At 55.8% G+C, this 15403-nt stretch carries 12 protein-coding genes; 8 read left to right on the forward strand and 4 right to left on the reverse strand.

Going from position 1 to position 15403, the window contains the following annotated elements:
- Positions 1-14: 14 nt before the first annotated feature.
- The 3 genes from ric to LAO20_13165 form a co-directional block, all read right to left on the reverse strand.
- On the reverse strand, positions 15-755 hold the full coding sequence (gene ric, locus LAO20_13155; GenBank protein MBZ5532372.1) for an iron-sulfur cluster repair di-iron protein: 741 nt from the start codon (positions 753-755) through the stop codon (positions 15-17).
- A gap of 97 nt (positions 756-852) precedes the next feature.
- Positions 853-1551 carry a Crp/Fnr family transcriptional regulator gene (locus LAO20_13160; GenBank protein ID MBZ5532373.1) on the reverse strand — a complete coding sequence of 233 codons (699 nt, stop codon included), beginning with the start codon at positions 1549-1551 and terminating at the stop codon, positions 853-855.
- 135 nt (positions 1552-1686) lie between these two features.
- Positions 1687-1944, reverse strand: a complete 258-nt coding sequence (locus tag LAO20_13165) for a hypothetical protein (GenBank protein ID MBZ5532374.1) — start codon at positions 1942-1944, stop codon at positions 1687-1689.
- A gap of 153 nt (positions 1945-2097) precedes the next feature.
- Here LAO20_13165 and LAO20_13170 point away from each other — a divergent pair, with 153 nt between their 5' ends.
- The 8 genes from LAO20_13170 (at position 2098) to LAO20_13205 (ending at position 13824) form a co-directional block, all read left to right on the forward strand.
- On the forward strand, positions 2098-2772 hold the full coding sequence (locus tag LAO20_13170; protein MBZ5532375.1) for a sigma-70 family RNA polymerase sigma factor: 675 nt from the start codon (positions 2098-2100) through the stop codon (positions 2770-2772).
- An 80-nt stretch (positions 2773-2852) separates the two neighbouring features.
- Positions 2853-6446 (forward strand): CHAT domain-containing protein, encoded by a 3594-nt coding sequence (locus tag LAO20_13175; GenBank protein ID MBZ5532376.1) that lies wholly within the window; start codon positions 2853-2855, stop codon positions 6444-6446.
- 109 nt (positions 6447-6555) lie between these two features.
- Positions 6556-7587, forward strand: a complete 1032-nt coding sequence (locus LAO20_13180; protein MBZ5532377.1) for a hypothetical protein — start codon at positions 6556-6558, stop codon at positions 7585-7587.
- Between the two features lie 250 nt (positions 7588-7837).
- Positions 7838-8413, forward strand: coding sequence for a hypothetical protein (locus tag LAO20_13185; GenBank protein MBZ5532378.1), 576 nt, complete (start codon positions 7838-7840; stop codon positions 8411-8413).
- Between the two features lie 76 nt (positions 8414-8489).
- A complete protein-coding gene (locus LAO20_13190; protein ID MBZ5532379.1) occupies positions 8490-10841 on the forward strand; it encodes a hypothetical protein in 2352 nt (783 codons plus the stop codon).
- 24 nt (positions 10842-10865) lie between these two features.
- Entirely contained in the window at positions 10866-11279 is a 414-nt protein-coding gene (locus LAO20_13195; GenBank protein MBZ5532380.1) for a hypothetical protein, read from the forward strand.
- A 1574-nt stretch (positions 11280-12853) separates the two neighbouring features.
- Positions 12854-13186: a hypothetical protein gene (locus tag LAO20_13200; protein ID MBZ5532381.1), complete on the forward strand. Its 333-nt coding sequence runs from the start codon at positions 12854-12856 to the stop codon at positions 13184-13186.
- Positions 13183-13824, forward strand: a complete 642-nt coding sequence (locus LAO20_13205; GenBank protein MBZ5532382.1) for a hypothetical protein — start codon at positions 13183-13185, stop codon at positions 13822-13824. Before LAO20_13200 ends, LAO20_13205 begins: the two co-directional genes overlap by 4 nt.
- A gap of 8 nt (positions 13825-13832) precedes the next feature.
- Here LAO20_13205 and LAO20_13210 read toward each other — a convergent pair whose 3' ends face one another.
- On the reverse strand, positions 13833-14777 hold the full coding sequence (locus LAO20_13210; GenBank protein MBZ5532383.1) for a replication initiation protein: 945 nt from the start codon (positions 14775-14777) through the stop codon (positions 13833-13835).
- Positions 14778-15403: the final 626 nt, after the last annotated feature.

Raw genomic sequence — 15403 nt, forward strand, 5'->3', positions numbered from 1 at the left:
GCGCGCCGAAGACATTATAGGGCGCTCGCCGCTCCGCCCTCCATTGCGATGGCGCGCGGAAAGAGGATGTTGTTTTCCAGGTGAATGTGCTGATGCAGGTCGGTCTCAAACTCCTGCAGAGCTGTGTAGAGCGTTCTGTAGCTGAAACAAGCATCTTCCGGAGGCGTGTAGTCCGCGCTGAGTGCGCTGATTTCCTTGAGAGCTGCGCCGGCCGAATCATGTTCCAGTTCCATCATGCGCACCGGGTTGCTGACGGTGCCAAACGCGGGCCGAGGTTGCGGGCGGCCGTGGCTGACGGCTTCTTCCATCGCAATGATGTAAGGAAAGAGAATGTGCTCTTCTTTCATCATGTGGGAGGTAAGTTCGGCGGACATCCCTTCGAATGACTGCTGGATCTTGCCCAGCTCCGGGTGATTTTTCCCGTGCACTGACACCACCTTGTTCAGGAGCTGGTGAAGGCGCTGAAGCTCCTGCTTCACGTAGACGTGGTGCTTGGTGAGGATATGTTCGATCAAAGCGCCCAGGCTTCCAGCGGCAAAATCCGGCTGAGCAGCCGCTCGCGCCGGGCCGAAGCTAACGCCCTGTTCCAGGGCGCCGAGCACATCTTCCACCGGCACATGGGCATTCGCGCAAGCGTCGCTCAGTGATCTTGATCCGCCGCAGCAATAGTCAATGCCCAGCTTCTCAAAAGTCCGGGTGGCATTGGGGATTTCAATGGCTAACTCTCGCACGGTCCTGGTGGCATCAAGATTCATAATCTCTCCTTTAAGGCTGTTCGTTAAATCGAAGTCTCAAGTGCGAGTCTAGGAGAGGGAACGGACCGGGGGTATGACTTTTGTCACAGGGAGCCGATTATTCTGGGGCTTCGAGTTCAGCCTGCAAACGCTGCAGATCAGGGATGATCACGGTCTTGGCGTCCATGCGTATGAGGTCTTCCGCCTGCAGGCGGCTCAAGTTGCGGGACACCAGTTCCCGCACGGTGCCAATCTCAGACGCCAGCTCCTGATTGCTGGGAGGCAGTTGGATTTCAATTCCCGCCGCGGTCTTCTTCCCGGCCTTCGCCATACGAACCAGTACCGAAATGAGCCTGGAGCGGACGGTGGTGAAAGAAAGCTCTTCGATGATCCCCACCAGCTTGCGCAGGCGTCCTCCAACCACTTTTAGGACTTTCAGCGGGACCTGGGGGTGGACCAGGCAGAGGGAGTGAAAATCCTGCTTGCTGATGAAGTGGATTCGCGCGTCGCCGACGGCCGCCGTGGATGCCGGATAGGTGCCGCCATCGAACAAAGGCAGTTCAGCGACCGAACTGCCCGGCCCCTCAACCGCCAGCACTTGCTCCCGGCCATTCGGGGAACTCTTGAAGATGCGCACACGTCCGCTTTCGATCACAAACAGGCCGGTGCACGGGTCACCTTCAGCAAAAAGCAGTTCGCCCTTGCTGTAGTTGCGCGGCACGGCGCGCTCGGCCAGAAACTGGAGTTCCGTTTCGGTCAGCCCGTTGAAGATGGGGACTCGTCGAAGGATCTCAAGAGCATGCGGCGCGCGAGGCATTGGCGGGTATTGTAAACCGGTAAAGGGTTGCGCCCCTCGCGCTGGGTGCGGTGAACCCGCTTTGACACCGGCTGAACGGGACAAACAGCGACAAAGTTCCGAACCATGCCCAACGCCTCTATCCTGCCTGGCTGCCTACTTCCTCTGTCGCGGGCTGGTGGACGCCGTGACCCCAGCGGCCCCGTCGGCGTTGATGGCGTTGGCCAGGTGCAGCGCCACCGAACTGGCGTTATCACCCTGGCCGTAAGCAGTGGACGTGGTGTGTCCGCTGACCGTGACTGAGACGGTACCCGAGTCGTAGACGCTCTCAGGAGTCTGGTCGCAGATCTGCCGCGGAGGACACGGCGGCGCGGGATTGACCACGATCTGCTCGCTGCCGCCGATGCTGACCACGGCCGTGGCCTGGCTTTTGAGACGCCGAAATAAGCTAGGTGCCTGTTGGGCAAATTCCAAGCCACCCCAGCTTTATTTGGGCGGTTGTGGAGGGAATCCAAGGTTAGAGAGTTCTAAGATATTGCGCCGCTGCGGCTAGGAACCACGAACTTAATGAAAACGAAATATTGGTACTCAATCCTTGGTCAGCATAGAATCTCGTCGAACCATATTCTGTCTATGAACTGGCCAGAACTCCCAGACCGGAAGTTGGTCGAACTGTGTCTTGAACGTAATGAGGACGCATGGGTCGAGTTGCAGCGCAGATATCACCGCATGATTGTCGGAGTTCTGGCCAGGACAATCCGTCCATGGTTCCCGCCAACCCCCAGCGTGCTGGAAGACCTCTACCAGGACGTTCTTCTCAAGATCTACGGCAACGAATGCAGGGCGTTGAGCGAGCTTGAATGGCGTCATGAAGGTGCTCTTCGAGGATTGTTGCAAGTAACCGCGTCCACAGTCGCCCAAGACTACGTGCGCTATTGGCTTGCCCAAAGGCGAGACCCTAGAAAGGTAGATTCGCTGGAGGATCCGGGCGTAATAGTACCGGACCAGAAAGGGTCTGGCGAAGATGTCGAGCAGAAGGTCCTTCTGCAACAGTTGATGCACTGCCTGAAAAAAGTGATTCAAAGCGAACCGGATTGCGCGCGCGATATTGCTATGTTTCTGCTTTTTTATGGGTGCAGGGTTACTGCGGCGGATCTTGCTCGAATTTACAAGCTAAATGTCAGGAAAGTGGAAAATATCGTGGCTAGACTTGGCCGTTTGGCTCGGTCCCATTGTCTCTGAAGTCAATCAGATGAAGGGGGCCTGCATTTTGAAGGATAGGGTTTATTGCATTTCTTACGTCTATGACTAACGAGGGAAGCGTGAATCATCATCTAAGTGATGGTCAGATCAAGGAATGCGCAGGCAAGAGCCCAGACGGCTGCCTGGACGAGATCGAAACGCATCTCTCCGGTTGTGGGTTCTGCTTGGATCGCCTACTCCAATGGCAGCGTACCCATCTCAAGAACCTGGAGTCGAACGGTATGAGGCTGGAGCCATATCAGGATTGCCCCCCCGACAGCATCCTGCAAGAAGTTGCTGCTGAGGTATCTGCTCCTGAAACCGCCGCTCACATACTGCAACACGCAGCCCAGTGCGACCATTGCGGCCCCCGGTTGAGCAGATACCTGCGCGAATTCTCTGAAGAACTCTCTCCCGAAATCGAAGCGCTCATAGAACAGTTGCCTACCTCACAACCCAATTGGCAGAGACAGAAGGCGCGGGAGATTGTTCGTAGCTTGCGCCCGCCTGGCACGAGTCCATCATTTATTCAACAGATCCGGGCCTTGGTACAACGCCTTGCCTGGGCGGTTGCCGCGGCCGCAGTAGCGGTTGCGACGATGGTTTGCTTCGTTTGGGGTCCGGTGCTGATTGCCGAAGTGCAACTCCACAAAGAGCAAAAGCGGGTCGCGGCAGCTTACGCTGAGCGCCGAACTATCGAGCCACGCATCACCGGGGTCGGCTATGGCTCGTATCAGGAGCCCATCCACACGCTGGGACAGGAAGACGAATCGGACGATCTGACTCGGCCTGCGCTCCTTGAAGCGCGGAGCAAGCTGGCCGACATGCTGAAATCCGACGGCAACCGCGATCCGCACTTGCAGCAGATTGAAGGTCGTCTTCGTCTCCTGAGAAACCCTGCTGACGCCATAAAGGCAGAGGAGGCTTTCCAACGGGCACAATCAAAGGGGCTGAACGACCTCAGCTTAGAAATTGACTTGGCGGTCAGCTACTTCGAACGCGAGATCAGGTCCGACAGCCCCAACATGTCAAAGCCAATCAATCTCCTCAGGAAAGTCCTTGAGGCCAATAACCCAAAACCAACACGGGAAGAGCAAGCGGTTGCGCTGTTTGATCTTGCCCTTGCTTACGAAAAGACCAAGGTTTGGAGCTCAGCGATTACGACGTGGAAGGACTACCTTAAAATCGATTCTTCTGGTCCCTGGGCCGACGAAGCCCATAAACACTTGGCTGAAGCTGAGGCAATCGTTTCAAAGCAGCAAAGCTACAAGGATCCGGCCGACCTCGTTCGGCACTCTTCCGATCCTGAGGTGCAGAATGACATTGAATATTATCAGGAGCGTGTGCTGGGAGAATGGTGGCTGAAGGCGGTTGACCAGCCATTGAGCGATTCAGGGCGGGCCGTGCGCAAGGTTGCTGAGCTGCTCAAGCAACAGCATTCTGATACCCTTTGGACAGACTTGGTCAATTCCACCAGCAGGGCAGATTTGCCCGCCGTGAAGGCACTAAGCGATGCGTTTGCGGCCAATCAGAAAGATTGGCATCAAGAGGCGCTCGACAAATCTCGCGAAGCAGCACGGATTTTCAAGAAGCAACACAATACGCCGGGCGAGTTGCTGGCCCGCTTTCAGGAAGTCTATGCGCTTCAGAGGAGGCTTGCCGGCGATGACTGCTTGACGCGAGCGGCCGATCTCTCGCCAAGAGTTGCCGCGACGGGGTACCACTGGTTGTACGGGCAACTAGCTCTCGAAAAAGCCATCTGCGCGAACTTGGTATTCAAGTTTCAGACGGCTGACGCCAATCTGGAGATCAGCCGTGCGGTGGCCTCCGAGGCTGGTTCTAACTTCCCGGAGCTTCGGCTGCGAATAGCCGGAATAGAAGCCGGAATGAAACGGCTTAATTTCGAGTATGACGGAGCTTGGATCGAGTCAGTCAAAGGCCTTGACGACTATTGGCAGCATTCGTATTCAGCAGAGCGGCTCTACCAGTTCATTACCGTGATGCGCCAATCGGCTGCGGAAACTGGTTTCTCCTATACAGCAGAAGCCCTCTTGCGAACGTCCATCGAGATTCTTCAGGACATTGCTCCCGACGACAATCTTTTGAAGGCCCTACTCCACATGAGGCTGGCTAGCCTGTTGTGGGAACAGGACCAAGACTCGTTAGCGGAAGCCGAGGCCCTCCATGCGCGGTTGTTACTCCGTAAAATCTCTCCCACAGACCCTACGGCTCAGACATATACCGCAATGGCCAGGATTGAACTGGCCGACTTCGAGTTGCGGCGCCGCAAAACAGCGCTTGCCCTCTCTGCGATTCAACCGATTGGAGAAAACATTGCGTCTCAAGATAACTTCGTCAAGCTGGACTTTTATCGCGTGCTGGGAGACGCAAAGCTGCAGTTGAATTGGCTGGACCAAGCCTTGGCGGACTATCGCCAGGGCATTGGCGTGGCCGCGCGTTCTCTTCCTGATATCCGGGATGAAGAAAAACGTTTACGCTGGATCGCTGCGACCGGCAACATCTATCGTGGTGTCGTCCAAGTTTTCCTGGCAAAAGGGCAAAGCGATAAAGCACTAGCCATTTGGGAGAGGTCTAGTGGCCGATTTCTAGTTTACGGAGGCAGTATTCAGATACTAGACGTCGCAAAAGAACTTGGGGAAATACGCCTTCCGGTGGCTGTCCACCCACATGTTGTCTATGCCAGCTTTGCGGATCGGATGCAAGTCTGGATCGTTGAAGGTACCAAGAGCCAAAGCCAATCAATCCCGTTGACTCAGATCGAGCTGTTAAGAATGATCCGGGAGTTTAACCAGAATTGCAAGAACCCTAATTCTTCCAGAAGTGAACTCGATGGGCAGGCTGCAAGGCTGTACGAATTACTCTTGAAGCCGGTAATTGCCGGTCTGCCCTCAACTGAAACCGTAGCGATTGAGTTTGACCAGTTGATTCCACAATTTGCAATTGAGGCGTTGAGAAGCCCGCAAGGCCGGTATTTTGGGGCAGACTACGCGGTGTTGCGGTCGCCCGGGATCCTCGCCGAAGGCGCTCTTCGGCAACCTTTGCCGCTCAAAATTCGGGATACGTTTCTGGTTGTTGATGCTTCTCCGGTGAGCGGACCAGGCCGTCTGCCTGGCCATCAGATGCCAACAGAAGCTATAACTCAGATTCATCCCCAAAGAACGGTTTTCACAGGTGAAGATCTAACCCTTGGAAAAGTGAAGCAGGCGTTACGAAACAGCATTGCGCTTCAGATCATGGGCCATGGACGGCGAAGCAGCAAAGGAATGGCTCTGGAGTTAGGTTCCGATATGTTCTTGCGATCGAAGGACCTTTCTCCAGAACTTCTGCGGCGTATGCGCCTCGCCGTATTGGCGGCATGTTCCAGTGGTTCAGCCGAAAATGGGCTTCTTGATGCTGATAATTTGGTGCGTTCCTTGCTTGCCGGAGGGGTGCCCAATGTCATCGCCAGCCACTGGGCTGTAGATTCTACGAGCACGGGCGCGCTTTTTGAAAGCTTTTACCTTAACCTAGGCAAGGGAGAGACCCCTGCCGAGGCGCTTCGCGATGCCCGCAGAGAGATGCTCTCTGGAAAACTAGACTCGAAGTGCCACAACTGCGACCTGTCTCACCCTTATCGCTGGGCTGCTTTTAACCTGACCGGCCGATCCAACTGATTTTGACCACCGCAAAATCAAGACTTCTTCCTTAGGGAAAGCCCTGACGTTTCCGTTACTACTGTGCAGAGTCTTTCACTCAACAGGTGCTTTACCGTAAGGAGAGGTTATGAATCGACGCGACTTGTTACAAGCCATGCTTGCCGTGCCCGTAGTTGGCGCCCTGGGCGGCTGCCGGCACCAGCATAATGATCATCGCCCCAACCCTCCCGCACGAGGCGGAACCTTGAAGGTGATTCTGCAGGGCCCGTTTGCCCTGGTGGTAGATACAAAGAACCACAACAGGATCAAGGCGTTTGCTCCATTCGATGGCGATGGGAAACATGAATTTCGCTTCGGGGACCCTCACCATGATCCCGTCAGCGGCGAGGGAGATCCCGGTAAGCGAAACCGTTATGACTTCACGCTGCTCGATGACAATTTGGAAATCAGCGAGCGGCCACCGCATATTGACGCTGGTTTTGCCGACTTCACGTTGCATACCGGCGACTGGAAGCCGAGCCTCAACGAGTACTTTGTTGCGGTAGATCTTCCGGCGCCAGACCGCGTTACCTTTACTCCACCGGCCATCCCCGTACTAATGCCGGGATTCAAGCCGGAGCCTGAATCCAGGCTGGCAATGATGCCAACAAACCATGTTCTTGAATACAGTGTGCATGAGGTTGACGACAAAGTCATACTGCACTCCCCACAACTCGGAGACACGAAGCCACTGTCGTGTTTGGACTTGCTTGGCCGCTATCAGGAACACTGGGCTGAGATGGAAAAAGAGCATCGAAACACATGTCAGCGCAGGTACACAGAAGCGGAGCTCAATGGCTGTGCAAATTCCCATGTCAGAGTGTTCTTCCTCGGAGTTGGGTTGCCGCCTAAGAGCCCGACGTTCGATATGGATGCTGCAACGCACGCTCGCGAATTCTACAACAACAGGTTGCTGCCTTCGTTTCCTAACTCTCCTGACCTAGAGAGCAAGAAGCTGCTGGAGGTGGACGTAAAACCCTGCCCGGCGGTCGGGAACGGCAGGAATTCGCCCACGCTGATTCCTGCTGCGCAGAGGTACCCTGTGCCGCAAGCCCGTATGGTCCCGGTCTCTTCTGCCGACGATTGCCGAGCGGGCGGGACCATTGGAATTCGGCCCTAGTGCGTTTTGGTTACTAGCGGTGGGCCCTTGGCCCACCGCGTTCCCAGCCACGGCGTCACTGCTGCGTACGGACTAAGGCTCTTCTTGAAAATATCCCCCTGCCAGCTAGTTTCCTTACCTCCGCAGAACCCATGCGCCAACAGATATTTTTTCTATCTTCATTAGGGAAAAGGGAATGATCTCCGTCTTCATGAACAGCCATAGAAATAAAGAAAGGGAGTATTAGGTTAGCGGCCGTTTTGGAGAAGTTATGGGTGACGTGCTTAAAGTTCTAATTGAGTGCAGCTTCGATAACCTGTTTGTGCTTGCCGGCCTGGCTTTCATGGGAATCGCGGTCGTCGGCGACATATGGAAGATCCAGCCTGGAAAGTGGGGAAGGCTCGGTTCCGCGACACTGAGCCCCATTTTGATCAGCGCCGGCCTTTGGATGCACACGCATCAACACGTGGCCCAGTTCAAGGTTGTCCGGTCTGACCTTCAGGCTGCAATTGCTGCATCTGAAGGCGCCTGTCCCATAGAACTCAAATTTCTAGGACAGATTGAGGCAAACGGCCCTGGCACGATTCGCTATGAAATCGAGTATAGCGATGGAACCAAGCCCCCTCCCCTGCAGATCGAGTTTGATCACGCCGAGACCAAGCGTTTCAAGATAAGCCGTGAGTTTCATCAATCTCGGGCTGATGCCTGGGCCAGGCTAAAGATTCTTTCTCCCGATATTGCAGAATCAGGAAAAGCATCTTTTAGGGTGACGTGCCAAAGCATCGTCCCAACCAAAGCGAGGTCAAAGGAGGCAAGGCTGGTGAAGGAATCCACGGCAACGCCCTGAAAGCTTCAGGACCGCGCACAAGAGAGAGTTCGCACAAACACGAGATTTGTCTTGACGCAGTGAAAGGAGATTGAAAATGGCCGAGAAAGACAAAAACAGACAGCCGCAGAAGGACACTGGAGCGACTGGCAGACCTGAATTGAACGACCCAGACTTTCAGTTTGCGGTGAAAACTCTTCTTGCCGCATATCAGCCAATCTTCGAGCAGCAGCTCAGCCTGGCTAAGAATCCACCTGAGCTGCAGAAACAGGCGGAAGTGACGGCATCGCGCACTTGCGAGGACGAATTCCGCGAAGCTTACCAGTTGGTCGAGAAATTCTTTACCGATGAGTTTGCAATTCGAATATTGCCTGCTCAGGCGAAGGAATTGCTAGGGCCCATCGAAGAGTGGCGCTGGTGCTTGCGGCACATCTTGTGCTGCGTTGTATTCGGGTTGCTTGTCTGCCGCTGGCCACGCACCTTCCGGGGATTCGCCTACTATCTGTATGAATACTGGAGATGCGTCCGCCAGGTCATCGACGCCCCTATAAGCGATCTCCCGACTGCCGAGCAACGAGAAGACTTCCAAACGCTAGTCAAGATTCTTGCCGAGGCATTCAAGCCTTACCTGTTGGACCAGCTTGCGACCGTCGAATTCTCCGAGGGCATTCCGGACGAGATCATCTCCGGGAAGATCGACTGCTTCATCGATGAACGGGAAACCTGCATCATCTTTGAACGGCTATTGACGACCGAGGCGGCGAGGGCCCTTCTGGGACGTGCCGTGTTCGAGAAGATGAGCCAACAAAGGTTCTTCTGGTTCTGCCGTTGCTGGTGCCTGTGTTCAATTTGCTTTGGATGCTGCCTCGCGCGCGCACGGAACATTCAACAGTATCTATTGTGCTTGCACGCATATTGGCGCTGCTTGCGCGACTGTTTTCGGCCTTTGACGTGCGATGTAACCGATCCGCACGACTGCATTGAAGAAGAGGAATTCCCCGCCCTCGGCATTCTACGAGGGGTCGAAATCAAGGGTACAGCCGCGGGCGCCTTCTGCGATCATTACACTCTGCAATGGCGTCAGGGCGGCGGCCCTTGGCAGAGTGCAGGCATCATTTATCCCGGCGGTGCTGCGCAAGGCGCGTGCGGAGTCGTTAATGGCACGCTCGGTTATTTGCAGACCCTTCCCCTCGTTTCCCCAGGACCGGCAATCGCCGAAATCCAGCTCTGTGTGTTTTCCACTCAGGGCGGAGCACCGCACTGTTGCACCACCCAGTTCATCCTGCAGCGCAATGCAGTCTGGATCCGCGGCCTGGAGTATGTGAACGCACCCGACATTTTCGATCCCACCTCGCAGATTGTGAGTGGGGCCGGCGTGGTGCAGTCTTTCGGGAATGCGTCACTCATCAACGGCAGTGCCGTCATCGGTGGGTGTCAGGGCCAGGACATCAAGCGTTATACGCTCGCCTACTACCCCGACTTCGTCACCGACCCTACCTTGCCTGGCTTCGTGCAATTCTGGCAGGTGGACTACATCACTCCTCTGCAGATCGACGATGGCTTGAACCGCGTTTTCGAAAACGCTCTCACCAGCTTCTGGACGGAGTTCAATTTCCCATTCCCCGGTCATCCCTGCAACCCCGCCTTCGATTCTCTGCAACCCACTCGGTGGCCACAGTTGTCTCCTGAAGCACTGCCGCAGCAGTTTCCGCCTGCTCCGCCGCAACCTGCCCCTTGTTTGCCGCCTCCATCATGGACCACAACTCCGCTGCCACTGCCGAACTGCCAGAGTGGCAAATTTACGTTGCGGTTGAAGGTGGAGGGTCAGGGCGGAGCGGTCAAGACCAGCTTGCGCCAGGTCTGGTTTGATAATAAGCAGATCAAATTCAGCCATTGCCACATCACACAAATCGCGGGCATCGACCCGTGCTCCACGGTCGATCTAAGGCAGTTTGCTCCGCCTGGAGGAGACTGCTCCGTACCGTGGAAGGCCAACCTCTTGGGCGTGGCCTACGATGAGTACATTTTCCCTGGCGATACATCGGTACCAAGCGACAATTTTGGAGGTTATAGCCTCTGGATCAAGAAGGATGGGGCTCCGGACCCGGGACATCCCATTCCAATTCCCGGGCCCGGCAATCCGCCTTGGCCGGGTCCATTCGCGGGCACGGGGCGGGTAGGAGATCCTGGCGGTGATGTTTGCCCGTATACCACTATCATTCCGCCGCCGATCGACGGGATTCTTGCTGTCCTGGATATGCGTCGCCTCGACGCACAATGTAACCCAGCCGAGCCAGACTTGACCCTGAAGCGTGGTGAATGCTGCGGTTTCATTATCACGTTGAAGGTGTGGGACAACACAATCTGCCCCGGTCTGGCTGGAGGCCATCACGAGAGCGAGCATCACTTCCCCATATGCATCTGCAATCATGTAGATGGGGGTCACTAGCGGAGCTGCGACTCATTGAGCGAAATGAGTTACATGTTACGGTTCGTTCTGGCCGTCCTCGCGACCTGGCGGGTCACGCACCTGCTGGCGTACGAGGACGGCCCGGCCGACCTGATTTTCCGGTTGCGGGCACGTCTCGGCCAAAGCCTGGCAGGAAAGCTGATGGACTGCTTCAAATGCCTCAGTCTCTGGATTGCAGCTCCTGCGGCACTGTTCATTTCTCTCAGGCCGATGGACTGGCTGCTTTGCTGGCTGGCGCTTTCCGGTGGCGCTTGCCTGCTTGAACGGATGGTAAAGGAGCCGGTACTCATTCAACCTGTCTCGCAAGCGGCAGAAGGAGATCCCCACGATGTGTTGCGGTCAGAAACGCTCACAATTCCAGAACAGTCAAACGCGGATGGCAGCGCCGAGCGTACATCAACAGGTGTCCGGCCATAGTCAAGGTCAGGCTGTCCGAACCCAATCCTCGCCGGCGGCGAGCGCGACCATTGCGCCGCGCCCTGGCAGCGGTTCGCAGCCTGGAGGCGTGCAGTCGACGAAGACTTCCGCGCCCAATCTTTCCGTAGTCATTCGCTATTTGGAGACCTCCCCGATTCGAGTTAAAGGTCTCATCACGGGACGCGCGTACGAGTTCTCCGGCGCCCAGGCGGTTCAAAGCATTGATGCGCGAGATGCTTCGTCTCTGTTGAACACACGGTTCTTTAGGCGCGTTTAACGCCGCGAGCCAGGTTCGCTCGATAAAAGCGACCAAATAATGTGATTCATCAAAGCGATTAAGCCGACATGACAAACCCGGCCTTGTCGGCTGTCGAACAACATCGGCAATTCTCCGAATCCCGAGCCGCTGTGAGCCGCAAAACTGCACTTCCTGACTAGCAAGCTTTCGGCACAGAAGTGAACGTCGCCGAACTCTTTTAGGTTGGGGCACACTCTTTTGCGGACGTGTCGTCGGCAACGCGGAAACTATCCAGAAACGGGCATCTGGGAAAGGCTAACTCGATAGAGTTGAGCCTTCTACTCGTCTGAACGACGTTCGGAGTTCCAAAATCACATGCGCCATTCGAAAGCCAGCACAACGTTCGACATCTACATGCAAGTCGGGGACAACAGCCAGAGGGAGGCTCTGGCCAAACTGGAGTCCATTGTGGCTCTAATATGGGGCACTGATGGTTGCAGGGCAGGCTTATTGGGACCAATTGGGACCAAGTCGAGAGTTTAATGGTGTGTAAGTGATTGAAAGAATGGTGGCCAGGGACGGAATCGAACCGCCGACGCCAGCCTTTTCAGAGTAGCGGTATTAGGTTTTACAACAACTTACAAATACGCGGGGACTGCCAAAGTACGCGTAAGTCGCACAAGACACCGGATGCTGTGGGTTGGGCTGTGGGTTGGATAATCCCACCCCCAGGCCCCTGCCCTCTCCCTGCAGCGGCGGCACTGTGACCGTCTCCTACCAAACGGGCGGCCTCCCTGCCCTTCTCTTCCACGGAACCTTAGCGTGGTGAATCTGCCGCCGTAATGCTGAACCGCTACGGTGTTATGCCGCCACGATGTCGTGACACGACGGCGCTGTGCCATTGCGACATGACACCATCGCAATGCTATGACACTACAGAATGACGCCATGACGACGGCGCGACGCCGGAGCGGCATGACATCGCAGTGCTGAAACCACACAGCGCCACGATGGCGCGATATTGCGCATGCGAAACACTGTGGCGACATGAAATCAGAGCATCGTGATGCTGTGATGGCGGGGCGGTATGACAGCGTAATAGCACGATGGCGCAACAGCACAGCGGCGCAAAAGCATAACACCATGGCATTGTAGTGCCGAAACGGTTCAACATTGAAACATCGAGCCGCTGCACGATTGCGGTGTCGTAATATTGCAACGCTGCGACAGCAAAATGCTGCGATGTCGCACACTCGTGGCGGCGTGATGTTGCAATGTTCTGCAATCGCGGTATTGTGACGCCACACAATCGCACCATCACGACACAGGTCCTCGTATGAAGAAAAATCGCGACTCCAGCGAATTGGCTGCCCGAATTGCGGCTGCGGCCAGCCAGCCGGCCGGAACGAAATCTGCGCCCGCAGCCGCCGCGCCTGCGCCGGTGTTGGTATCTTCGACGCCTGCGGCCAAGATGCCGGTTGCCGCGCCCGCGCGCTCAAAGCCCAAGAAGACCAAACCGGAGCAGGACACGGTCCCCATAACCCTTCGCCCCAGCAGTGCACTGTTGAGCAAGTTCGTTCTGAAGGCCTCCGAACGCACGCGGGAAGAGGGGAGGGTGATTTCAGCCCAGCAAATCATGCTTGAAGCCCTAGAGCGGAGCGTTTTATGAGCCGGACCAAACTCGTTTTCTTCGGAGGCAGCAAGGGTGGCGTGGGCAAGTCCGCGACCTCTCATTTGGCATGCCTTGGAGCTATCTTGTGCAATCAACCGGCAGCCTATGTATTGACCGATCCAGACCGAGAGATACGCGAGAAGGGGAGACCGTACGACGTACTCGACGGCAGACAGCCAAAGCAGTTGGCGAACATCTTAAGCGCGAGCCAGAGTACCCCCGACGGGTGGCTGGTCATCGACGGAGGAGGCAACCGTCCGGCCTTCGATTCAGCCATTGCAGAGGAAGTGGACCTCTGCATACTCCCGTTCCGTCCGTCCCACGAGGACATGGATACCGTGTCCAGAGACATGGACAGAATCGGAAACGCATTGGCGTGGCCTACGGCATGGCCGACCAATATCTTTGCGATACCGGCTGCCCAGTCGTTCATCAACCGTCTCTCGAAAAAGTATCCTTCACGAGTAATTACTAAGCCAATTCCCTTTGTAAACTCAGCCTCAGACTTGCTCGCCGAGTCGCTCGAATCGCCATCGCCGCCAGTGCGGCGTTTGGCTCGAAAAGTATTCAGCGTCATGGAGCAGCAATTCGAGCGTCGTAGCGAGAAGTCTGCCAAGCGAAGGGCGGCAGGGTAGGGGCCTTGTTACGCTGCCTGTTCCTTGATGAAAGCCTCAATGTCTGCCTCAGGAGCGCCCGACGCTCGCATCGCTTCAACGGTCTTATCAATCTTGTCCTGCAAGGGTAGGGGGAGCAACTCCGGTAGAGCCTCTGCCGTCTCGACCTGTCCGCGCAACCGCGCCATGCGCCCCACCTTGCTCCTATTCCGCTCATTCAGAGCTGCCCGATATTCGTCCCCAGATTTTCTCCACCATGAAATCGCCACCTCATGAATCGGTGCGCGCGCGTGCCGGCGGCGCAAGTCGATATTCACTCCCAAATCCGAAAGACCGTTTACTTCAAGGAGGGCAGGGGCCACAACTTTCCGCTGCAAATCCAGCCCGCGCTCATATGTGCCAGGCGGCACGCCGAGCAAATCCCGGAATTGCTCATACGACAGAACCTCGATGCAGTGTTCCCGGTTCGCGCGAAGACACACCAACTCATATAGCGCAATCGCGTACTTGCTTGTCATCGCGTAGGCGATCTCGCAGCGGATGCGTCCCCAGCGGTTCGATTTTGCAAGCACGACGCGGAGCCGCTTTGGTATCCCGAATTGCACTGTTGCGTCGCTCGATTCCTCTTCATCGGTGTCGGTAAACTCAAGGAGGTGTGTTTCCATCACACGTTGCTTGCCCGTGCGCGCTGAGAGATACGTCACCTTGACTTCGGTGCGCCGCAGCCGCCTGAGACTTTCCCTGACGCGGTCGTTGCTTTCATGTTTGGAGGAAGCACGACGAAGAGAGCTCAACGTAATTTCCCACTCCGCGTCAGGTTCTACGAGCTTGTCGCTATCGTGTGCGATTTGTAGCAGCTGATTAAATATTGCGCGGTCCGAAGCCTCAAGGGCATGGGCGCCGGTGATCTCAATCAGCTCGGCTGCTTTGGGAAACCCATTAATGTTGGTAAATTGATTGACGGTCAGACTCATCCTGCTGACCTATAATGCGACGCGTCCTAATAGGCAAGTCGTTTCGTGAAATACCAGCGACTTGCATCCGCCCGTTTTGTCGCATTGTGGGACGCTCCTCAATCCGCTCTCGAAAAGCCGCCCGCTTTGTCGCATTTACTGCGAATTCAGCATCTGCGCGATACCCGACTTTAGGAAGTCCGCCCATTTAGTCACATTGAGACTGCCAACGGCTATGGTCACGGCCAACGGAGAACGTCGAGTCCGCCCACTTGGTCGCATTTGCGAGGCTCCATACCGAAAAATGTCCGCTCCACTTTTGCGACCTACCCCCTTAGCGCAAGCACTCATAGCCGGTTTTTCAAAAAACACAACCCTCATCCGCCCGGTTAATCACATCTTTTTTAAAGCGCAGACCGTGCTGTCCCGCCCATTTGGTCGCATTTTCCGCGCGGCCTAAAGCCTCTGCCGCCCGCTTTGTCGTATTTCCTTGCCCATTTAGTCGCAATTGTCCGCCCGTTTAGTCCTTGATAGTCGCCCGTTTAGTCACATCTCGCCACCCTAACTCACTGATTCGCAAATTGTTTTTATCCCTGAATCTGAACTTAAGAGAACTTGAATTTTTACGCAGCAGACAAATTCGAGGA

This window comes from Terriglobia bacterium, assembly GCA_020072815.1.
In the GTDB taxonomy this organism is placed as follows: domain Bacteria; phylum Acidobacteriota; class Terriglobia; order Terriglobales; family Acidobacteriaceae; genus Angelobacter.